This is a genomic window from Sphingopyxis sp. (genome assembly GCF_025869345.1).
Taxonomy (GTDB): Bacteria; Pseudomonadota; Alphaproteobacteria; order Sphingomonadales; family Sphingomonadaceae; genus Sphingopyxis.
In genome coordinates, this window is record NZ_JAOZVW010000109.1 from 13,848 (window position 1) to 35,226 (window position 21,379).

The 21,379-nt window shown below is 69.2% G+C and carries 19 protein-coding genes; 9 read left to right on the forward strand and 10 right to left on the reverse strand.

The window, feature by feature from the left end:
- The first annotated feature begins 9 nt into the window (after window positions 1–9).
- The gene (locus tag OJI97_RS11315) at window positions 10–2,799 is read left to right on the forward strand and encodes a carboxypeptidase regulatory-like domain-containing protein (RefSeq protein ID WP_297663539.1); all 2,790 of its coding nucleotides are present in this window, start codon (window positions 10–12) and stop codon (window positions 2,797–2,799) included.
- A gap of 9 nt (window positions 2,800–2,808) precedes the next feature.
- On the opposite strand, the gene OJI97_RS11320 is transcribed toward OJI97_RS11315, so the two are convergent.
- Complete coding sequence (locus OJI97_RS11320) at window positions 2,809–3,162, reverse strand: glycine zipper 2TM domain-containing protein (protein ID WP_297663565.1); 354 nt, start codon at window positions 3,160–3,162, stop codon at window positions 2,809–2,811.
- A gap of 247 nt (window positions 3,163–3,409) precedes the next feature.
- On the opposite strand from OJI97_RS11320, the gene OJI97_RS11325 reads away from it, so the two are divergent.
- From OJI97_RS11325 to OJI97_RS11335, 3 genes are read left to right on the forward strand one after another with little or no spacing between them, the layout of a single operon-like run.
- On the forward strand, window positions 3,410–4,945 hold the full coding sequence (locus tag OJI97_RS11325) for an NAD(P)/FAD-dependent oxidoreductase (protein WP_297663540.1): 1,536 nt from the start codon (window positions 3,410–3,412) through the stop codon (window positions 4,943–4,945).
- 24 nt (window positions 4,946–4,969) lie between these two features.
- Window positions 4,970–5,404, forward strand: coding sequence for a GtrA family protein (locus OJI97_RS11330; RefSeq protein ID WP_297663542.1), 435 nt, complete (start codon window positions 4,970–4,972; stop codon window positions 5,402–5,404).
- Window positions 5,401–7,233, forward strand: a complete 1,833-nt coding sequence (locus OJI97_RS11335; RefSeq protein WP_297663544.1) for a hypothetical protein — start codon at window positions 5,401–5,403, stop codon at window positions 7,231–7,233. Before OJI97_RS11330 ends, OJI97_RS11335 begins: the two co-directional genes overlap by 4 nt.
- Here OJI97_RS11335 and msrB read toward each other — a convergent pair whose 3' ends face one another.
- The 4 genes from msrB to OJI97_RS11355 all read right to left on the reverse strand — a co-directional run bounded on the left by msrB (window position 7,234) and on the right by OJI97_RS11355 (window position 11,527).
- Complete coding sequence (gene msrB, locus OJI97_RS11340) at window positions 7,234–7,722, reverse strand: peptide-methionine (R)-S-oxide reductase MsrB (protein WP_297663545.1); 489 nt, start codon at window positions 7,720–7,722, stop codon at window positions 7,234–7,236.
- 69 nt (window positions 7,723–7,791) lie between these two features.
- Window positions 7,792–9,048 (reverse strand): cytochrome P450, encoded by a 1,257-nt coding sequence (locus tag OJI97_RS11345; RefSeq protein ID WP_297663547.1) that lies wholly within the window; start codon window positions 9,046–9,048, stop codon window positions 7,792–7,794.
- Window positions 9,049–9,347: 299 nt separating this feature from the next.
- On the reverse strand, window positions 9,348–10,580 hold the full coding sequence (locus tag OJI97_RS11350) for an ABC transporter permease (protein WP_297663548.1): 1,233 nt from the start codon (window positions 10,578–10,580) through the stop codon (window positions 9,348–9,350).
- Window positions 10,577–11,527: an ABC transporter ATP-binding protein gene (locus OJI97_RS11355; protein WP_297663549.1), complete on the reverse strand. Its 951-nt coding sequence runs from the start codon at window positions 11,525–11,527 to the stop codon at window positions 10,577–10,579. Before OJI97_RS11355 ends, OJI97_RS11350 begins: the two co-directional genes overlap by 4 nt.
- A 68-nt stretch (window positions 11,528–11,595) precedes the next feature.
- On the opposite strand from OJI97_RS11355, the gene queG reads away from it, so the two are divergent.
- Window positions 11,596–12,648 (forward strand): tRNA epoxyqueuosine(34) reductase QueG, encoded by a 1,053-nt coding sequence (gene queG / locus OJI97_RS11360; protein ID WP_297663550.1) that lies wholly within the window; start codon window positions 11,596–11,598, stop codon window positions 12,646–12,648.
- A 9-nt stretch (window positions 12,649–12,657) separates the two neighbouring features.
- On the opposite strand, the gene OJI97_RS11365 is transcribed toward queG, so the two are convergent.
- Window positions 12,658–13,035 carry a hypothetical protein gene (locus OJI97_RS11365; RefSeq protein WP_297663552.1) on the reverse strand — a complete coding sequence of 126 codons (378 nt, stop codon included), beginning with the start codon at window positions 13,033–13,035 and terminating at the stop codon, window positions 12,658–12,660.
- Window positions 13,032–13,709: an EI24 domain-containing protein gene (locus OJI97_RS11370; protein WP_297663553.1), complete on the reverse strand. Its 678-nt coding sequence runs from the start codon at window positions 13,707–13,709 to the stop codon at window positions 13,032–13,034. Before OJI97_RS11370 ends, OJI97_RS11365 begins: the two co-directional genes overlap by 4 nt.
- Before the next feature lie 110 nt (window positions 13,710–13,819).
- On the opposite strand from OJI97_RS11370, the gene OJI97_RS11375 reads away from it, so the two are divergent.
- On the forward strand, window positions 13,820–14,818 hold the full coding sequence (locus OJI97_RS11375) for an adenosine kinase (protein WP_297663554.1): 999 nt from the start codon (window positions 13,820–13,822) through the stop codon (window positions 14,816–14,818).
- 176 nt (window positions 14,819–14,994) lie between these two features.
- On the opposite strand, the gene OJI97_RS11380 is transcribed toward OJI97_RS11375, so the two are convergent.
- The 3 genes from OJI97_RS11380 to tsaD form a co-directional block, all read right to left on the reverse strand.
- Window positions 14,995–16,479, reverse strand: coding sequence for a lipopolysaccharide biosynthesis protein (locus OJI97_RS11380; protein WP_297663567.1), 1,485 nt, complete (start codon window positions 16,477–16,479; stop codon window positions 14,995–14,997).
- Between the two features lie 130 nt (window positions 16,480–16,609).
- Window positions 16,610–17,602, reverse strand: a complete 993-nt coding sequence (locus tag OJI97_RS11385; RefSeq protein WP_297663555.1) for an NAD(P)H-dependent glycerol-3-phosphate dehydrogenase — start codon at window positions 17,600–17,602, stop codon at window positions 16,610–16,612.
- Complete coding sequence (gene tsaD / locus OJI97_RS11390; protein ID WP_297663556.1) at window positions 17,599–18,633, reverse strand: tRNA (adenosine(37)-N6)-threonylcarbamoyltransferase complex transferase subunit TsaD; 1,035 nt, start codon at window positions 18,631–18,633, stop codon at window positions 17,599–17,601. The genes OJI97_RS11385 and tsaD overlap by 4 nt, the downstream gene beginning before the upstream one ends.
- A gap of 343 nt (window positions 18,634–18,976) precedes the next feature.
- Here tsaD and hemC point away from each other — a divergent pair, with 343 nt between their 5' ends.
- The 3 genes from hemC to OJI97_RS11405 all read left to right on the forward strand — a co-directional run.
- Window positions 18,977–19,930 (forward strand): hydroxymethylbilane synthase, encoded by a 954-nt coding sequence (gene hemC / locus OJI97_RS11395; RefSeq protein ID WP_297663557.1) that lies wholly within the window; start codon window positions 18,977–18,979, stop codon window positions 19,928–19,930.
- Window positions 19,927–20,613, forward strand: coding sequence for a uroporphyrinogen-III synthase (locus tag OJI97_RS11400; RefSeq protein ID WP_297663558.1), 687 nt, complete (start codon window positions 19,927–19,929; stop codon window positions 20,611–20,613). Before hemC ends, OJI97_RS11400 begins: the two co-directional genes overlap by 4 nt.
- Window positions 20,614–20,635: 22 nt before the next feature.
- Window positions 20,636–21,379, forward strand: a 744-nt coding sequence (locus tag OJI97_RS11405) for a hypothetical protein (protein ID WP_297663560.1), incomplete at its 3' end; no start/stop codon positions are given.

Consider the following 21,379-nt stretch of genomic DNA (forward strand, 5'->3'; position numbering starts at 1 on the left):
GGGCAAACGATGCTCCGCGCGGCGCTCCTGCGATGGTTTCCGGCGCTCGCCGCCGGGCTGGCGCTAGCCGGGCTCGCCCCGGCCGGTGCGCACGCCTTTGAAGAAAAGCCGGTTTCTATCGCCGCCGACGATTGGCGGCCGAACGAGGACGACCGCTGGCTGTTCGACCTGCGCTCGGGTCAATACCGCCTCGGCGACGGGGTGCGGGGGTATCAGACGCCGCAGGGAATCTGCGTCGACCTGGGCGACATGGTGCTCGCGCTCGATCTCGCGGTGCGCATCGACAAGAAGTTGCGCCGCGCAACCGGCTGGGTGTTCGACGAGCGCCGCAGCCTGCTGATCGATCGCGAGGCGGGGCAGGTGCGCGTCGGGAGCCAGAGCTATGCGATCGACGCGACCGCGATTCGCGACACGCCGGCGGGCTGGTGCGTCGATCTGGACCGGCTGAGCCAGTGGCTCGGCGTGCCGATCACCGTCGACCTGTCGAACGCGGTGCTGCGGATCGACGCCAAGGAAAAGCTGCCTTTTCAGCTCGCCGCCGAGCGGCGCGCGCGCGCGGCGGGGCTGCGTCCGCAGGCGTCGTTCGATCTCGCCAGCCTGCCGCAGGCGACGCGCCCCTATCAGGCGTGGGCGACGCCGTCGGTCGACGTCGTCGCCTCCGCAGGCGTCGTCTCGGACCGGAAAGGTGGTTCCTACACCCAGGGGCGCTACGAGATCTTCGCCGCGGGTGAAGCGCTCGGCCAGAGCTTCGACGCGCGGCTGTCGTCGAACGACAAGGGCGTTCCCGACAGTTTGCGGATGCGCCTCTATCGCACCGACCCCGAGGGACGGCTGCTCGGCCCGCTCCATGCGACCCATTATGCGATCGGCGACGTCAGCCTGTTGTCGACGGGGCTGGTCGCGCAGGGTGCGCCCGGGCGCGGTGCGGTGATCACCAACCGCCCGGTCGAGCGCCCCGACAGCTTCGACAGGACGAGCTTTCGCGGCGACCTCCCTGCCGGGTGGGATGCCGAACTCTATCGCAACGGGCAATTGCTCGCTTTCACCAGCCCGAACGGCGACGGCCGCTACGAGTTCCTCGACGTCCCGCTGCAATATGGCGCGAACCGCTTCGAGATCGTGCTATACGGGCCGCAAGGCCAGATCAGGCGCGAAATCAGGCAGTTGCAGGTCGGGATCGACTCGATCCCGCCGCAACAGACCTGGTATTGGGCGGGCGTCGCGCAGGAGGACACCGACCTGATCGAATTCGCCCGGCATGGCGGCGCATTCCGGCGCGGCTGGCGCGGCACCGCCGGGATCGAGCGCGGGCTCGATACCCGGACCTCGATCGCCGCCTATTTCCACAGCCTGATGATCGAGAATGTCCGCCGCAATTATGGCGAGGCGGCGGTGCGCCGCTCGATCGGCCCGTCGCTGCTCGAGGTTGCGGGAAGCTACGCCGACGCTTCCGGAGGGGCTGGGGGAGGAAAAGCGCTCCGCGCAAGCTGGCTCGCGGCGTTCGGCGAAACCAATGTCCGCGCCGATGCGATGCGCGGTTGGGACGGCTTCGTGTCCGACCGCTTCGTCGGCGGAATCACCGGGCTTTATTCGCTGTCGGTCGATCAGGCGGTCAAGCTCGGGCGGACGGTGGTGCCGCTGCACGTCGATCTGGCGCAGATCGACCGCGCTTCGGGGGCGTCGAACCTGCAGGCATCGGGCCGCGCTTCGCTGAGTTTCCGCGCGCTGACCTTCACCGGGCAACTCGACTGGAGCCATAGCAAGGCGCCCGGCGGCCCCGATCCCCCCGACAATCTGACCGCGACCTTGCTCGCCAACGCCCGGATCGGGCGCGTCCGCCTGCGCGGCGAGGCGCGCTTCGCCTTGTCGGGGCAGGAAGCCGACACGCGCCTCGCCGTCATCGGCGAATGGGCGGGGAAGGGCGACGCCGAATGGCGCGCCGAACTCGGCTACGACAAGGGGCTCGCGCGTGGCCGTGCGGGGCTGGGATATACGCGCCGTTTCAAGGCGTTGCAGCTATCGGGCTTCGGCGAGGTGGCGACCGACGGCTCGGTCGCGGCGTCGCTGTCGCTCGCCTTCAGCTTCGGGCCGAAGCCCGCGGGCGGCGGCTGGCGCGTGTCGAGCGAGAAACTCGGCGGGCGCGGCCAGGTGATGGCCGACGTCTTCATGGACGATAATGGCGACGGCATCCGCCAGCCGGGCGAGGCGGCGCTGAAGGGCGTGCCGCTGACCGCGGGCAACGCCTTTATCGAGACTGCGACCGACGCGAGCGGCCGGGCGACGATCGACGGACTCGAACCCTTTCGCCCGGTGATGATCGGCATCGACGCGGGCAGCCTGCCCGATCCCTATGTCCAGCCCGCGCTGCCTGGCGTCGTCGTCACCCCGCGACCCGGGGTTGCGACGCGCGTCCTGCTGCCGATGACCGCGGCGGGCGAGATCGAGGGGGTGATGATCCGCGACGGCGGCAATCCGATCGAGGGACTCGCGCTCGAACTCGTCGATGCCGAGGGACGCGTGCGGGCGACGGCATTGACCGAGTTCGATGGCTATTATCTTTTCGAAAGCGTGGCTTACGGCCGCTATACGATCCGCCTGGCCAAGGCTTCGGCCGCCGCGTTGCGCCTCGATCCCGCGCTGGCGATCGGCGCCGCGCCCGGCAAGGCGGCGCCGCGCGTCAAGCTTGGCACCGTGGCGCTGAAGCCGATCGCGCGGGCGCTGGCGGCCGGGGCGACCGCGTCCGGCGAAGGCAGCAGCGCCCGCGGCCCGCCGGCGGAAGGCAGCGGCGGGCCGTCGTGACCGCGTAGCCTAGCAGCGGCCGCCGCGGCCGATCTCGCGGCCGATCAGTGCGCCCGCCGCGCCGCCGATGATCGTCCCCGGCGTGCGGTCGCCGTAACGATCGACCTCGCGCCCGAGGAGCGCACCCGCCGCACCGCCGACGATCAGTCCGGTCGTTCCGCTGCCGCGGCGGCAATAATAACGGTCACGATAATGGCTGCGCCGATAGTCGCGGCGGTAATCCCGGCGATGATCGCGATAGCGATCATGATCGCGGTCGCGATAGCTGTAATGGCGGTGGTGCCGGTCGCGGGCGTCGGCCTCGGCGGGAAGGGCGGCGACGGCGCTGACGCCGATCAGCGCGGTGAGCGCCAGTTTCTTCATCCAGATCATGGTCTTCGTTCCAACTATTTTGGTCCCGATGCCATCCTAGGATGCGAAGCTGGCGCCCGGCTGAACATGCTGCCCGCTTCGTTCGGTTCGACCTTTCCGCAGGGCGTTTCGTCGCGGCTGACCTGACGCCCGCAGTCCGCGCCGCGGCGATGATCGGTCCCTCCGATTAACCACTTCTTAGCCATGTTTGGGCACAGCGGCTGACGAGCAAGGCTTTTCTGTGGGGGGGGATATTCCAGTGACCAACGCCCAAGTGTCGAAGAACCGGCCGACGAGCGCCGACGTCGCGATTATCGGCGCCGGTCCGGCGGGGCTGACCGCTGCCTATCTGCTGACCAAGCAGGGGTATAGCGTGACGGTGATCGAGAAGGATCCCGTCTATGTCGGCGGCATCAGCCGCACCGTCGAGCATGAGGGCTTTCGCTTCGACATCGGCGGGCACCGCTTCTTCTCGAAAAGCCAGGAAGTCGTCGATCTGTGGAACGAGATTCTGCCCGACGATTTCATCCAGCGCCCGCGGATGAGCCGCATCTATTACGAGGGCAAATTCTACTCCTATCCGCTGCGCGCGTTCGAGGCGCTGTGGAACCTCGGCATCGTCCGCTCGACCCTGTGCATGGCGAGCTATGCCAAGGCGAAGCTGCTGCCGAACCGCACGGTGCGCAGTTTCGAGGACTGGACGATCAACCAGTTCGGGCAGAAGCTCTATTCGATCTTCTTCAAGACCTATACCGAGAAGGTGTGGGGGATGCCGTGCGACGAAATGTCGGCCGACTGGGCGGCGCAGCGCATCAAGGGGCTTTCGCTCGGCGCCGCGGTGCTCGATGGGCTGAAGCGCAGCCTCGGGCTCAACAAGGTGCCCAACGACGGCATGGCGACCAAGACCCTGCTCGAAACCTTCCGCTATCCGCGGCTCGGACCCGGGATGATGTGGGAAACGGCGCGCGACAAGGTCGCGGCGGCCGGGGGCCACGTGCTGATGGGCCACAGCTTCAAGCAGCTTACCCAGGATCAGGTCAGTGGCCGCTGGCGGCTGACCGCCACCGGACCCGACGGCGATGTCGTGATCGACGCCGCGCATGTGATCAGCTCGGCGCCGATGCGCGAGCTGGCGGCGCGCATCCATCCGCTGCCGGCCTGTGCGCTCACCGCGGCGCCGAAACTCAATTATCGCGACTTCCTGACCGTCGCGCTCAAGATCCGCTCGGAGGACCTGTTCCCCGACAACTGGATCTATATCCACGACAGCAAGGTGCAGGTCGGCCGGGTGCAGAATTTCCGCAGCTGGTCGCCCGAAATGGTGCCCGATCCGGCGATCGCCTGCGTCGGCCTCGAATATTTCTGTTTCGAGGGCGACGGGCTCTGGTCGTCGAGCGACGAGGAACTGGTCGCGCTTGCGACGAAGGAAATGGCGATTCTGGGCCTTTGCGATCCCGCCGATGTCGTCGGCGGCGCGGTGGTGCGGCAGGAAAAGGCCTATCCGGTCTATGATGACGATTATGCCGCGCATGTCGCGGCGATGCGCGCGGAACTCGAAGCGAAATATCCGACGCTGCACATGGTCGGGCGCAACGGGATGCACCGCTATAATAATCAGGATCATGCGATGATGACCGCGATGCTGACGGTGCGCAACATCGTCGCCGGTGAGCGCGTCTACGACATCTGGGGCGTCAACGAGGACGCCGAATATCACGAAAGCGGCACCGAGGGCGAGCAGGCGGCGCTGGCGTCGGTCCGCGACGTTCCGGCGCGCGTCGCCAAGGCGGCCTGAGCCGTGGCCGGGGGCGCTGATGCGATGCGGAACCCTGTCGTCCGCCTGATCGGGCTCGTCCGCCGCGGCGAGGCGCGCTGGCTGAATTATCTGCTCGCCAGCGGCCTCGCGCTCGGCAGCGACGCCGGGCTGTTCCTGTTGCTGATGGGCGCCGGGCTGACGCCGATGGTCGCGTCAGCGATCGGCTATTGCGCCGGTATTCTTGTCCATTGGCTCGTTTCGAGCCGGCTCGTCTTTGCCGATGGCACCGCGGCGCGCGGCACCGGCGAACGGCATCGGCAGAAATTGCTGTTCATCGGATCGGCGCTGATCGGGCTGGCGCTCACGACCGCGATCGTCGGCACCGGCACGGCGCTCGGGCTCGATCCGCGGCTGGCGAAGCTGGCGGCGATCGTCGTCAGTTTCCAGGCCACCTATCTGCTGCGCCGCCACATCGTTTTCCGGGCCGCCGTGGCATGACCGTCGCGGCGCCGCCCGCATCCAAGGCGGCGGACCATGGCTTCGGCGCCTGGCTGACGCCGGTCCGCATCGCGCTGATCGTCTGGGCGGCGATGAGCCTGATCGCGATCGTCGCGCGCTGGCACGCGATCGCGACGCTCGAACTCAGCGACACCGACGATGCGATGCGGATGGCGCAGGTCCGCGACCTGCTCGCCGGGCAGGGCTGGTGGGATCTCACCCAATATCGCGTCAACCCGGCGGGCGGCGGCGTGCTGATGCACTGGTCGCGCATCGTCGATGCGCCGCTGGCGTTCGGAATCCTGCTTTTGAAGCCGCTGCTCGGCCAGGCGTTGGCCGAGCAGGTGGTGATGACGCTGTGGCCACCGCTGCTCGGCGCGGCGCTCAGCGTCGCCTGCGTGCGCAGCTATCGGCATTTGTCGGACCCCCGGATCGCCTATGTCGTGCCGCTCTATCTCGTCGCGGCCGTCTTCATCGTGATCCAGTTTCGCCCGCTTCGGGTCGATCATCACGGCTGGCAGATTTTTCTCGCGATGCTGATCATGGGACAGGCGCTCCGGCCCGCGAGCGGCCGCGCGGGGCTGATCGCGGGGCTGAGCGCCGCGGCGCTGCTTGCCATCTCGATCGAGGGGCTGCCGATCGCCGCGCTGTTCGCGGCGATCGTCGCGCTGCGCTGGGCGCTGCACGCGCGCGCCGACGACCGGGCGCGGCTCGCGGGCTATATGGGCGGGCTCGCGGGGGGCGCGGCTTTCCTTCAGTTTCTGACGCGCGGCCCAGTCGGGCTTGCGGGCCATTGGTGCGATTCGCTGTCGGCGCCCTATATCGCCGCCCTTGCCATCGCCGCCGCTGCGGTTTTCGCGATCGGCCGGGCCGATCCGGCGCGGCGCTGGCTGCGCTTCGCCGCGCTCGGCGGCGCGGGCGTGCTCGCCGCCGGAACGCTGGTGGCGGTCGAGCCGCTGTGCGCCGCGGGGCCGTTCGCGACGCTCGACCCGATCGTCGTCCAATATTGGTATCGCAACGTCCTCGAGGGCCAGCCGGTGTGGGCCTCGCCCGTGAACACCATGCTGTTCGTCATCATTCCGTCGATCGTCGGCCTCGCCGGGTCATGGCTCGCATGGCGCGCCAGCGAGCGCGCCGACGACCGGCGGAACTGGGCGACCGTGATCGTCGCGCTGCTGGGCGCGGCGCTATTGTCTTTGCTTGTCCTGCGTGCCTCAGGCACCGCGCAGCTTTTTGCGCTGCCGGGCTGCGCCTGGCTGGGGCTGCGCATCTGGACGCGTGCGCGTTCGATCGCTGGCTTGTTGCCGCGCGTTGCCGCGTCGGTAGCGGCGGCGCTCACGTTGCCGCTGCCGGGCAGCGTCGCGGTGGCGGTGATCGCCGGTCTCGTCTTTCCCGCGATCAAGGCCGAACAGGAAAGACCGGAAAAAAGCTTTGCGGAGCGAACTTGCACCGACCCCGCCGCCATTGCTGCGCTCGACCGCCTGCCGCCGGCGGTGCTGCTGACTCCGATCGACCTCGGCGCGCCGCTGATCTTCTGGACGCATCATTCGGTGGTCGCGACGCCGCATCACCGCAATCGCGAGGCGATGGCCGATACGCTGCGCATCTTCATCGGCGATCCGGCGAAGGCCGAGGCGCTGGTGCGCAAGCAGAAGGCGACGCTGATCGTCTATTGCCCCGCCGCCAATGATTTTGCGCGATATCGCCGCGTGAGCAAGGCATCGCTCGCGGCGCGCCTCTATGCCGGAACGCCGCCCGGCTGGCTCGAACGCGTGGCCTTGCCCGGCGACAGCGGCCTCGCGATGTGGCGGGTCAAGCCGGCGGGTTGATCAGGCGGGGGTGAAGCGCAGCGCCGTGCCGTTCATGCAATAACGCTTGCCGGTCGGTTTCGGCCCGTCGTCGAAGACATGGCCGAGATGTCCGCCGCAGCGGCGGCAATGAACTTCGGTGCGCGCGACGCCGATCTCATGGTCGGTCGCGGTTGCGACCGCGCCCTTCAACGGCGCCCAGAAGCTCGGCCAGCCGGTGCCGCTCTCGAACTTGGTCCTGCTCGAATAGAGCGGTAGCGCGCAGCCCGCGCAGGCGAAAATCCCGGCGCGATGCTCGTTATTGAGGGGGTTGGTGAACGCGCGCTCGGTCGCGGCCTGGCGCAGCACCTTATATTGCATCGGGGTCAGCCGCTTTTGCCATTCGGCGTCGGACAAGCGCCAGCCGGGCTCGGCGAGCGGGCGCTTGCCGGGCTTGGCGAACAGCATCGGCGCGGCGATCATCGCGCCGCCGAGCGCGAGACCGGACAACAGGTAACGGCGTTCGATCATATCGGGCGTCCTCATGCCCCTTATTCGGGCCGAATCTGCGCCCGGTTACGGCCCCAAGTCAATATCGCGTCAATATTGTTCCAGCTCGACCTGCATGTGGCGATAGCCGTGGACGAAGCAGGCGTTGACGCGCTCGGGCTCGGCCAGCACATTGACGCGCAGGCGGCGCTTCTGCATTTCGGAGATCAGCGTCGTGAGCTGCAGTTCGGCGACGCGCGCGCCGACGCAGCGGTGGATGCCATAGCCGAAGGCGAGGTGACGGCGGGCGTTTTCGCGGTCGACGATGATGCGGTCGCCATCGGGAAAGACGCTTTCGTCGCGGTTCGCCGAGGCATACCAGAGCGCGAGCTTGTCGCGCTTCCTGATCTGGTGGCCGAACAGTTCGGTATCCTCGGTCGCAGTGCGCCGCATATGCGCGAGCGGGGTCTGCCAGCGAAGAATCTCGTGCATCGCATTGACCGCGAGGTCGGGATCGTGATTCGCCTCGAGCTTCGCGCGCTCCTCGGGAAAGCAATGGAGGCCATAGGCATAGGCCGACATCGAATTGCGCGTCGTGTCGTTGCCGCCGACGATCAGCAGGATGAGGTTCCCCATGAACTCATTCTCGCTCATATGCTTCATCGCGTCGGACTGGAGCATGATCGAGATCAGGTCGTGGGTGCCGGGATTCTGCGCCTTGCGGTCCCACAATTGCTTGAAGGCGGCGCCCATTTCGAACGCCGTGGCAAGCCGCGCCTGGCGCTGCTCGACGGTGCCGAAATTTTCGATGTCGCCCAGCGCGTCGGACCAGCGGGTCAGATTGTGGCGGTCCTCCCACGGGAAATCGAACAGGATCGCGAGCATGTCGGTGGTCAGTTCGATCGATACTTTCTCGACCCAGTCGAACGGCTTGCCGACCGGCAGCGTGTCGATCAGCGCCGCGGTGCGCGCCTGGGTGTCGGCGCGCATCCGCTCGGTTTCGGAGGGGCCAAAGGCGGGGGCGACGGTGCGGCGCTGTGCGGTATGCTGCGGCGGGTCCATCGCGATGAACATCGGCATCGGCACATCGCCTTCCTGCAGATGATCGATCCCGTCGCCGGCGACGGTGATGCCGCCATATTCCCAGCTCGACGAGAAAATCTTGGGCAGCGCCTCGATATGCTGGATGGGCTTATAGGTCGTCACCGACCAATAGGGGCCGAATTTGGAATCCTCGCAATAATGGATCGGCGATTCGGCGCGGAGCTGCCGCATCGGTTCCTGCCAGCGATCCTCGCGCCATAGTTCGGCGCGGCTGATGTCGAGGGGATTGATGATGTCGGGGTCTTGGCGAATCACGGTAGCCATGGAGCACTCCTCTCGGGGCCGTCTTTCGCGGCCGATTCCGTTGCAGAATGCCACTATTTACAGCTTTGTCAATGATCGCTGAACCTTGGCTTTGGAGTGGTGAGCGGACGTAGCCGCTCCTCCCCGGCACGGGGAGGGGGACCACCGAAGGTGGTGGAGGGGCAGGTGCGTCATGGCGCGCCTTTTCTGGATCGAAGCGTAAACCGAGGGTGCCCCTCCACCATGCTTCGCATGGTCCCCCTCCCCGTGCCGGGGAGGATATCTTGTCCTCAATCGGTCGAAACCTGCCGCCTCCGCCTTCAGGCCTGCTTCCGCTTCCAGAATTTCCAGCCGCTGCCGCCGCTCAGCACGCCGGCGCGGAAGAGGCGGACCGACAGATAGACCACCAGCGCGACCCAGATCGCCTGCCAGCCGAGCGCGAGCAGGTGGATGCCATGGCCTTCGTCGGTCGCGGCGCGTGCCGCCATCGCGAAGGGCGAGGAGAAGGGGAATATCTGCGCGAATTTGGCGAGGCCCGATTCGGGTGCGCTGGCGGCCGCCGCGGAGAGGCTGAACATGCCGACCTGAAAGATGGTGATCGGCAGGCTGAGCATCTGAATCTCGCGCACCGTGCCCGCCTGCGCGCCGACGCCTAGGAACACCGCGCCCAAAAGCAGGAACGCCATGACGAAATAGGCAAAGCCGACCCCGATGAAGAACGGCCAGCCGCTCGCCGGGGCGACCGCAAGCGCGGCGGCGGGTTTGCCCGCGGCGGCGATGGCGGCGGGGTCCAGTTGCGTCGCCGCGACGAAGCCGCCGGCGATCGCGACGACGAGCCAGAAGACGATGAACAATATCGCGACGCCGAGGAAGCCGAGCAGCTTGCCGAGAAACACGCTTTCGAGCGGCACCGCGGCGGCCAGAATCTCGATCACCTTGTTGCCCTTTTCCTCGGCGAGCGAACTTACCGTCTGCCCCGCGAGCAGCAGGGTGACGAGAAAGATGACGAACACCGCGCCGAACCCCAGCGATTGCTGCGCCGCGATGCTCGTCCCGCCATGGGTGAGCGCCTCGAAATGCGGTGCGATCGGCGGCGGCGCACCGGCGACCCGGCCGCGCACCACTTCGCCGGCGATCAGCGCGAGATAACGGCCCGAACTGCTGTTCGCTTCGCGCTCGACGATGCGCGGCGCGGTCAGCGGACCGCTCATCACCGCATAGGTGTCGCTGCCTTTCTCGCGCGCCACCGCGACCGGATCGAGCGACGCGCTCGCGAGGCGGATTTCGAGCGTCGCCGGCTCGCGCGGCATCGCGGCGCGCAGGCTTTTGTCGGCGGCGCGCAGCGCCTCGATGTCGGCCGCATCGGCGATGGCGACGATGCGGCCCGCGCCGCGCGCACTATCGGCGAGCTGCGAGGCCCCCATGCCCCCCACCAATCCCATGCCGACCATGAACAAAGGCGCGAGCAGGAAGAGCAGAAAGGTCGGTGTCGCGACGATCGCGAGAAAGTCGCGGCGCGCGATGACGAGCAGATTGCGAAGGAAGGGAGTCATGCCGCGTCCTCCTCGATCGCGTCCTCTTCGGGGTCGCCGTCGAAACCGGCATCGACCTGGCGCACGATGTGGACGAAGGCGTCGTGCAGCGCCGGGCGCGCGATCGACAGGCCCGCGACGCCGTGGCCGCCGGCGGTGATGCGCGCGAGCAAAGGCTCGACCGCGCTGTCCTCGATCGCGAAATGCCAGGCCTCGCCCTTGCGCGCCGCACCCGCGGGGAGCAGCGCGGCGACCGCGTCGCTGCCGTCACGCGGCGTATAGCGCACCTGCATCGGCAGCAGCGCGCGCGCTTCGTCGACTGTCCCCTCGAAGCGGCGGGCGGAGCGCGCGATGATCGCCAGCCGGTCGCAGAGGCGCTCGGCATGGGCCATGACGTGGGTCGAAAAAAGGATCGTCGCACCGCGCCCCTGTTCGCGCTTCACGAGCGTTTCGAGCCGCTCCTGGTTGACCGGGTCGAGCCCCGAGAAAGGCTCGTCGAGGACGATCAGGTCGGGGCTATGGACGATCGACCCGATGAGCTGGACCATCTGCGCCATGCCCTTGGACATCTTGCGGATTTTCTCGTCGATCACGCGTTCGAGCCCGAGTTCGCTCATGAAGGTCGCGGCACGCCGCCGCCCTTCGGACCAGTCGAGCCCGCGCAGCGCGCCCATGAAGGCGATCGCCTCGCGCGCTTTCATGCCGGGATAAAGCCCGCGCTCCTCGGGGAGATAACCAATGCGATGACGCGCCGCCTGCGGGCGGTGACCGCCGAGCAGCCGGCTCGTCCCCTCGTCGGGGTCGACGATGCCCAGCATCATCCGCAGGCTGGTCGTCTTGCCCGCGCCATTGGGGCCGAGCACACCGTAAATGCATCCTGCGGGAACCTGCAGCGACACATGGTCGACTGCCTTGAAGCTGTCGAAATATTTGGTGAGGCCGGTCGCCTCGACGCTGAACTCGGTCAAATGCTGGTCCCTGACATACGATTTCACCGGACTATGGCACGAAGGCGACGGTCGCGTATAGAGCGCCAATGGTTGCCGAAGCCTTGCCTGCGCTGGAGGAGCGATTGGAAGCCGTCGCGCGCGAGCATGGCTTTGCGGCGTTCGGGATCGCGCGCGCCGACGCGGCGCCCGAAACCGCGGCGCGACTGAACCAGTGGCTCGCCGAGGGTTGCCATGGCGGCATGATCTGGATGGAAAGCCGCGCCGGGCAGCGCGGGTCGCCGCAGGGGCTGTGGCCCGACGTCCGCTCGGTGATCGCGCTGGGCATGAGCTATGCGCCCGCGCAGGACCCGCTCGCGCTAGCGGGCGCTCCCGACCGCGGCCGCATTTCGGTCTATGCGCAGGGCGCCGACTATCATGACGTCGTCAAGCGGGCGCTGAAGGCGGTCGCACGCTGGCTCGTCGCCGAGGCGCCGGGGGCCGAGGTCAAGGTGTTCGTCGACACCGCGCCGGTGATGGAAAAGCCGCTCGCCGCCGCCGCCGGACTCGGCTGGCAGGGCAAGCACAGCAATATGGTCAGCCGTGAGCATGGCAGCTGGCTGTTCCTGGGGGCGATCTACACGACGCTCGACCTCGCGCCGTCGGCCGGTGCGCGCGACCGCTGCGGCAGTTGCACGGCATGCCAGGACGCTTGCCCGACGCAGGCCTTTCCCGCGCCCTACCGCGTCGATGCGCGGCGTTGCATTTCCTACCTCACCATCGAGCATGACGGGCCGATCCCGGCCGAGCTGCGCCGTGCGATGGGCAATCGTATCTATGGCTGCGACGATTGCCTTGCGGTCTGCCCGTGGAACAAGTTCGCCGATACCGCCGCGCGCCACCGCGCCTTCCTGCCGCGCGCCGAACTGGCGGCGCCGTCGCTCGCCGATCTGCTCGCGCTCGACGATGCGGGGTTTCGGCAAGTGTTCGCGGGATCGCCGATCAAGCGCATCGGGCGCAACCGCATGGTCCGCAATGCGGCGATCGCAGCGGGAAACAGCGGCGATCCGCGCTTCGTCCAGCGTCTGGAGAAACTGACCGGCGACGAATCGCCGATGGTCGCCGACGCGGCGACCTGGGCGCTCGCCGAACTGACGTCATGATGCAGCCGGCTATCGCCGCAACGCCGTGATGCAGCTATCGACATTGGCGTCGCGCCCGTCGGGGGTGCGGGCGTCGACATAGGTGGCGATCGGCTCGGCGCCCTGCTTCGGTGCGTAATAATAGATATCGAGAATGCAGGGCGACCCGGCGAATTGCAGCTTGCGGCCCATGCCTTCCCTGACGTCGAGCCGGGGCTTGCCGAACAGCGACAGCGCGGCATTCGCATCATGCCCGACCAGGCTGTTGTTCTGGGTGATGCGCGGTGCGGTCGGCGGCGGGGCGGGCCGCGCGGAGGGCTGGGCCGGGCGTGGCACCGCGGCCCCCGCGCAGCCGGCGAGCGTCGCGGCGAGCATCGTAACGGCGATCAGCCTGATATGTCTCGTCATTCTTCCCCATCCCTCAGATGCAACAGGTGGACGGCCATAGCCGCGCCGACGATGGGGGCCAACAGATTGGCGACGGGCACCAGAAAGATTGCGGCGGACAGTGCGCCGAGCGACCAGCGCGTGGCGCGACCGAGCGGCGGCCGATCCGGGTGGCGCGCGCGCACCATCGCCTCGAGGTCGCGGCCGAGCAGCGCGGCATTGAGCACGAAGGCAAGCAAAGGCGCGCCGACCGCGGTGAATAGCAGGGGTATATAGAGCGGCAGCGCGGCCAGGTTCACCGCAACCAGCCGCCCGACCGAGGCGAGGCCGAGACGCAGGCTTTTGCCAAAGCTGACCGGCATCGCGCGCGCCGCGGCGGCGGGATAGTGGCGCCCCTCGACATCGGCGACGATGCCGTCGGCGAACAGCCCGACGACGAGGATCGCGACCGCGCGGAACAGCAACCAGCTCACCGCGATCAGCAGCAGCACGACGAGCACGCCCGCCATGTCGAGCGTGACGCCATCGAGCCATTTCCAATGTTCGAGCGCCCAGCGCGCGGCAAAGAAGATCGCAGCGCCGGCGCCGGCGAAGATCAGCAGTGTCAGCGCGAGGCTCGCCGCGAGCACCCGCAGCACGCGCGGATGCGGCAGGTCGCGGAGCGCGAGCAGCAGGGCGTGGACGGCGCGGGCCATGCGCTGTGGATGGCGCGCCGACGGGCGCCGCGTCAAGCGCCGTGCTTGCCTTGAAGGGCCGCGCCCCCTAAAGGCGCGCGCAGCTTTTCCCATCCAGCACAGGAATTTTCATGGCCTCCACCGCCCGTTTCGATGTCGTCGCGATCGGCAATGCGATCGTCGACGTGATTGCCCGCGCCGACGACGCGCTGATCGAGGCCGAGGGTCTGGCGAAGGGCTCTATGCGGCTGATCGACGCCGACGAGGCGGCGCGGCTCTATGCGGCGATGGGACCGGCGGTCGAGATGTCGGGCGGCTCGGCGGCGAACACGCTCGCCGGGATGGCGGCGCTCGGCCGGCGCTGCGCCTTCATCGGCCAGGTCGCCGACGACCAGCTCGGCCAGGTGTTCACGCACGACCTGACGTCGCTGGGTGTCGCCTTTGAGACACCGCCGCTCGCCGAGGGCGACCCGACCGCGCGCTGCCTGATCTTCGTCACCCCCGACGGACAGCGGACGATGAACACCTTCCTCGGCGCGTCGCAGAATCTGGGCCGCGAATCGCTCGCCCCGGCGCTGATCGCCGACGCCGACATCCTCTATCTCGAAGGCTATTTGTGGAACGCCGACGCCTCGCGCGCGGCGATGGCCGAAGCGATCGGCCTCGCGCGCGCGGCGGGCCGCCGCGTCGCCTTCACCCTGTCCGACACCTTCGTCATCGCGGCGCATGGCGAGGATTTCCGCCGCATGATCGCGGCGCGCGAGATCGACATCCTGTTCGCGAACGAGGCGGAGCTGCTCGAACTCGCGCAGGACCAGGATTTCGAGGCGGCGCTGGCCAGTATCGCGGCCGGCGTGCCGCTGCTCGTCGTGACGCGCAGCGAAAAGGGCGCGGTCGCGGTGACGAACGGCGAGCGCACCGCGGTCACGGCCGAGCCGATCGATCAGGTCGTCGATACCACCGGCGCGGGCGACCTGTTCGCCGCCGGTTTCCTGTCGGGGCAGGCGCAAGGGCGCAGCATCGCCGATTGCCTGACGATGGGTGCGATCTGCGCGCGCGAGATCATCGCGCAGGTCGGCCCGCGCGCCCAGACCGACCTCACGGCGAAAATCGCCGAACGGCTGGGGTAGGGTGGGCGTCGGCTTTCGGCCGGAAGCCGACCTACCTTACATCGTCATCCCGGACTTGATCCGGGATCCATTCATCCGGCGCTGAGAGAATGAATCCCGGATCAAGTCCGGGATGACGAGAGAAATGAACAGCAACCCCCCACCTCGAAGCTGCCGTTCGTCGCCGATCCTTGCGATCAATCCGTTGCTTCCGCTGCCTCCGGATGCTTGCGGAACAGCGCGCGGTCGGCGGGGCCGAAGCCGCGCGTCCAGATCAGCCAAGCATAAATACCGAGGATGACGGGGACGCCGACGAGCAGTTCGGCCCATTCGGGAAGCTTCGTCGCCCCCCAGCCGAGCACCGCGGCGCCTCCGGTCGCCCAGACGAGCGCCCAGCGCAGGCTGTTCACCGGCGCGCCGAGCAGCTTCGCGAGCAGCCGCGCCTTGACCACCGAGGCGAAACCGAGCGCAAGCATCAGCGCCAGCGCGACCGCCGCGGCATAGGTGATCGGATCGAGCCCCATCGACCGCGCGATGAGGATCAGCGCGACGCTGAGCACCGCCTGCAACGCGAGCGTCGCGAGGCTGACGAGCAGGTTGCGGTGGCGCGCGACATAGACGAGCGCCGCTTCGCTGACCACCGCGGTCGCCGCGACCACTTCGGCCGCGAGCAGGAAGGCGAGCGCGCCCGCGCCGCCGACGAATTGCGGCCCGACCAGCCCCATCACCGCTTCGCCCGGAATGCCGAGCGCGAGCGCGATCCCCGCCTGCGCGGCGATGATCCAGAAGCCGACCTGGCTGACCTGCGCGGCGATGGCGCCCAGCCGGTTTTCGGCGAGATTGCGGGTGATCACCGGGCCGAGGATCGGCTCGAAACTGGTCTTGAGCTTTTGCGGCAGCGACGCGACCTGCTGCGCCATATAATAGATGCCGTAGATCGTCGGCGAGGTGAACTGGCCGAGGATGAAGAGGTCGAGGCGGCGCGTCCCCCATTCGATCGCGTCGGCGGCGGCGAGCGGCGCGTTGCGGCGCGCGACCATGATCAGATAGGACGGCTGCGGCCGCCAGACGCCGGGGCCGCCATAATGGCGGATCATCGGGACCAGCGCCGTCAGGAACGCCCCGACCATCGCCGCGGCATAGGAGAGCATCAGCCCGTCGCGCGGTGAGACATACCAGAAACCGGCGGCGGCGACGCTGATCACCCAGGGCTCGACGACCGCGCGCGCGCGCACCGTCGCGCCGATGTCGAAGCGATAGGCGCAGGCGGCGAGCGCGACGTCGGTGCCCGCGATCGCGAAAACGAGCAGCGCCATCCAGCGGTCGGTGCTGTCGATGTCCCCTGCCGGAAACATGATTTGCGGCAGCAGCAGGAGGATCGCCGATCCGATCGCCGAGGCGAGGAAGGCGACGAACATGCCGTCCCACACGACATGGCGATGATCGGCCCCCTCGGCGCTCAATTGCTCGGCGAGGCCGCGCTTGAGGCCGAGGGTCGCAAGCTGCGCGACGAGTTCGATGACGAGCACCGCGAAGGCGAAGCGCCCGACCGCTTCGGGCCCGTACCAGCGCCCGGCAAAATAGAGAAAGGGCAGGCGCGCGACGAGGCGCATGATGAAGCCGAGGAAATTGGTGCGCCCCCCCTTGGCGAGCGCGGCGGTGTCGGCGTCGGCCTGCGCCATTACAGGCGCGGCGGCTGCGGGGCTGCGCGCGGCTGCGCTGTCCGTCTGGCTCAAGCCTCGCGCCCCTTCTGCTGTTCCCCGCCGATCAGTCTAGCGCGCGCGGGGGAGGCAGGCAATTGCGATAGGCGGGTCATCGCCCCTCGGGTCGCAGCGGGCGGCTGAGCAGAGCCTGAATGGCTTCGCCCGCGCGAATCTGGCCGGCCACGAGCCGCGCGACCGCGTCGGTGATCGGCATCTCGATTCCGTCGGCGCGGGCGGCGGCGGCGATCACCGGGGCGCTGAACGCGCCTTCGGCGACGGTGCGGCGGTCGGCCATCAGCACCGCCGCCTCGGCGCCGCGCCCCAATCCCTGACCCAGTGCGAAATTGCGCGAGTTGGACGAGGTGCAGGTGAGCACGAGGTCGCCGAGCCCGGCGAGTCCCGCCAGCGTTTCGGCCTCAGCGCCGCGCGCCAGGCCGAAGCGCGTCATTTCGGCGAAGCCGCGGCTGATCAGCGCCGCCCGTGCGTTGAGCCCCAGTCCGGCGCCGTCGACGATGCCGCAGGCGATCGCGAGGATATTCTTGACCGCGCCGCCGATCTCGGCGCCGATCATGTCGGTCGACACATAGGGGCGGAAATGCGGGCGGGCGAGCGCCTGCGCCAGCGCTTCGGCGGTCGCGGCGTCGGCGGCCGCCAGCGTGATCGCGGTGGGCAGCCCGGCCGCGACTTCGTGTGCGAAGGTCGGGCCCGACAGCACCGCCAGCGGCCGGCCGGGACAGATGTCGCGCGCGATGTCGATCGGGAAGGCGAAGCTCCCCGCCTCCATGCCCTTGCTGCAAAAGATCAGCGGCGCGTTGCCGGCGGGCAGGTCGGCCAGCACCGCGCGCAGGAAAGGCACCGGGACGACGACGAGCAGCGCGTCGCACGCCGCCAGATCCGCGAGCGCGCCGGTCGCGGCGAGCGACGGCGACAGCCTGGCGTCAGGCAGGAAAAGCGGGTTGCGATGTTCGGAATTGATCGCCGCGACCACTTCTGCCTCGCGCGCCCAGAGGCGCACCGGCGCGCCCTCGGCGGCCAGCAGTTGCGCGAGCGCGGTGCCCCAGGCGCCGCCGCCGACCACCCCGAAACTGCTATATGACGTCATGCTTTCACTCCGGCGCCGCGCACCGCCTCGGCTTCGGGGTCGAGCGGCCAGCGCGGCCGCGCGGCGGTGTCGAGCGGGTCGGTCAGCCCCGCGGCGAAACGCTCGGCGCCCGCCCACGCGATCATCGCGCCATTGTCGGTGCAGAGCCACAAGGGCGGCGCGACGAAGGGCTTGCCGAAGCGCGCGGCGAGATCGGTCAGCGCGGCGCGAATCGCGCCGTTCGCGGCCACCCCGCCCGCGACGACGAACGCCGTGGCATTGGGGCAGGCGGCGAGCGCGATGCGGCTGCGATCGACGAGGCAATCGACCACCGCCTGCTGAAAGGAGGCGGCAAGGTCGGCGGTACCATGCTCGCCCGAAGCGGCGGCGCGTGCGACGGCGCTCTTCAGCCCGGCGAAGGAGAAATGCGGCTCGGCGCTGCCGACGAGCGGGCGCGGGAGCGGCACCGCGCGCGGATCGCCGTCCTTTGCGACGCGCTCGACCGCCGGGCCGCCGGGATAGCCGAGCCCGAGCAGCTTCGCGGTCTTGTCGAAGGCTTCGCCCGCGGCGTCGTCGATCGTCGTCGCGAGGCGGCGATAGGCGCCGACGCCCTCGACGTGCAGCAACTGGCAATGGCCGCCCGAGACGAGCAGCAGCAGATAGGGGAATTGCAGATCGGGGTCGGCGAGCCGCGGGCTCAGCGCATGACCTTCGAGATGATTGACCGCGATCAGCGGCTTGCCCGCCGCATGCGCGAGCGCCTTGCCGGTGACGAGCCCGACCATCACCCCGCCGATCAGCCCCGGTCCCGCGGTCGCTGCGACCGCGTCGACATCGGCGAGCGACACGCCCGCATCGGCAAGCACGCCCTCGACGATCGGCGCGAGCCGGTCGACATGCGCGCGCGCGGCGATTTCGGGGACGACGCCGCCATAGGGCCGATGCTCGGCCTCCTGCCCCGCGACGCGGTGCGCGAGGATGCGCCGTCCGCTGTCGACGAGCGCCGCCGCGGTTTCGTCGCAGCTCGATTCGAGGCCGAGGATGAGAGGCATATAGGATGCGCCCATACCCGCGCGCAGGGGCGGGGGGCAAGCGGCGGTGTCGGATGGCGATTCGCGCAGAGGCCGCAGAGACCGCAGAGAAGAAAGAAAGATAGTTCACGCGGAGACGCGGAGACGCGGAGAAGAAAGAGTGACGGGCCGCCAGACCCCTTAGTCTAAGGACGTCGCGTTTCGGAGCCGCGTTGGAGATGGAAGGCCGCTTCGCGGCGGGGCGCGGCCTTCTCCGCGCCTCCGCGTCTCCGCGTCTCCGCGTGAACAAAATCTCTGCGCTCTGCGGTCTCTGCGCGAATCCCTCTGTCTTCCCTTTGTCCCTGCAAAGCCCTAGCAGGCGCGCATGGCCTCGATCCCGCTTCCCACCCCCGCGTACCCGCTCCGCATCGGCACCCGCGCCTCACCGCTGGCGATGGCGCAGGCGCATCTGGCGGCGGCGGCGCTGACGAAAGCGCATGATCTGGCGCCCGAAGCGCTCGAAATCGTGCCGATGACCGCGACCGGCGACCGCATCCAGGACCGCGCGCTGGCCGAGGTCGGGGGCAAGACGCTATGGACGCGCGAGCTCGACGCCGCGCTCGATGCCGGGACGATCGATATCGCGGTGCATAGCCTGAAGGATGTCGAGACGCTTCGCGATCCGCGCTTTGCATTGGGGGCGATGCTCGAACGCGCCGACCCGCGCGACCGGTTGGTGCTGCGCGAAGGGGTGGAGGCGGCGACGATCGCCGACCTGCCGCACGGCGCGCGGCTGGGGACGAGCAGCCCGCGCCGCGCGGCGCAGGTGAAGCGGATCCGCCCCGATCTCGTCCCGGTGCTGCTGCGCGGCAACGTCCAGACGCGGCTCGCCAAGCTGGCTGCGGGCGATGCCGATGCGACCCTGCTCGCCGCCGCCGGGCTCGAACGGCTCGCGATGCACGCTATCGGGCGGGCGCAGCCGATCGGCCTGCTGCTTCCGGCGGCGTCGCAGGGCGCGATCGGGATCGAGGCGCGCGCCGACGATGCGGCGACGCTGGGGCTGCTGGCGGCGGTCGATCATGGTCCGACGCACCGCGCGGTGACGGCCGAACGCGCGCTGCTCGCGGCGCTCGGCGGCGACTGCCGCTCGCCCGTCGCCGCGCACGCGTACTGGCAGGGTGATGGCACCCTGCGGCTCGATGCCGAAATCTATTCGGAAGACGGCGCGGAGCATATCGCGGGCCATGCGATCGTGACCGGCGAAGGCGATGCCGAAGCGCTCGCGCACCGGCTGCTCGGTGAAGCGCCGGGCGCGGTGCGGCGCCTGTTCACGGCATGACCGGCGATCTGCCGCTCGTCGTCACCCGCGCCGACCCCGGCGGCGCGGCGACCGTCGCGCGGGCGCGGGCTGCCGGCCTCGATGCCCGCCATATGCCGCTGTTCGCGGCGCGCGCGCTGGCCTGGTCGCCGCCCGATCCGGTCGGCTTCGACGCGCTGCTGCTGACGAGCGCGCAGGCGGCGCGGCTCGGTGGGGCGGGGCTGGCCGCGCTGGCGGCGCTGCCCGTCTGGGCGGTGGGCGAGGCGACGGCCGCCGCCGCGCGCGCCGCGGGACTGACCGTCGCCGTCACCGGGCCCGGCGACGGGCAGGGCCTGGTCGACGCCATGGCGGCACGGGGGGCGGCGCGGCTGCTCTGGCTGTGCGGGCGCGACCGCTCGACCTTTGGCGCCGCGGGAATCGCGATCGCCCCGCTTCCCGTCTACGCCGTCGATCCTGTCCCGCCGCCGCCTGAATGGAACGCGCTCGTCGCCGTGCCGGCGGTGCTGATGGCGCATTCGGCGCGCGGCGCCGCGCGGATCGCCGAACTGGTCGGGAGCGATCGTAAGCATTTGACCTTGCTGGCGATCAGCGCCGCCACCGCCGCCCGCGGCGGCTCGGGATGGGCCGGAGAGGCGGTCGCCGCGCGCCCCGATGACGCAGCGATGTTGGCAGAAGCGCTCGCTTTGTGCCACAAGGGACGCTGACAGGGTCGTTCGAAAGAGACACATGACAATCGACAGCATCGAACGGGCTCCGCTGGCCAATAGCGAAGCCCCGGTGAAAAGGCTTTCGTTGCGCGCGCTCTTCATCGGTGCGGTCGTCCTGCTGATCATCGGGGTTGTCGGCGGCGGCTGGGCGATGAGTCGCTGGCTCGTCAGCGATACGCCGCCGGCGACCCGCGTGGTCGATACGCCGGCGCCCGGCGGCGTGCTCAAGGCAATGACTGACGGCACGGCCAGTGCGCCGGCCGCGCCGCCGGTGGTGGTGGCGCCGGTCGATGGTGCCGACGCGCTCGCGGCGCGCGTCGCCGAACTGGAGCAGCGCCTCTCGCGCATCACGCTTCAGGCTGAATCGGCGTCGGGCAACGCTTCGCGTGCCGAGGGACTGCTCGTCGCCTTTGCGGTGCGCCGTGCGCTCGATCGCGGGCTGTCGCTCGGCTATCTCGAAGCACAGCTTCGCCTGCGCTTTGGCGACGATCAGCCCAATGCGGTGAAGACGATCATCGAAACCTCGCGCGAGCCGGTGACGCTCGAACAGCTTCGCGCCGACCTCGACGCGATCGCCCCCGAACTCGTCGGACGCAACGGCGACAAGGGCAGCCTGTGGACAGGGCTCAAGCGCGAGCTTGGCGAATTGTTCGTGGTGCGGCCCGCGGGCACGCAATCGCCGCGCGCGACCGAACGGCTCGATCGCGCGCGCCGCTATCTGACCAGCGGCATGGCCGACAAGGCGATCGTCGAAGTCGAGGCG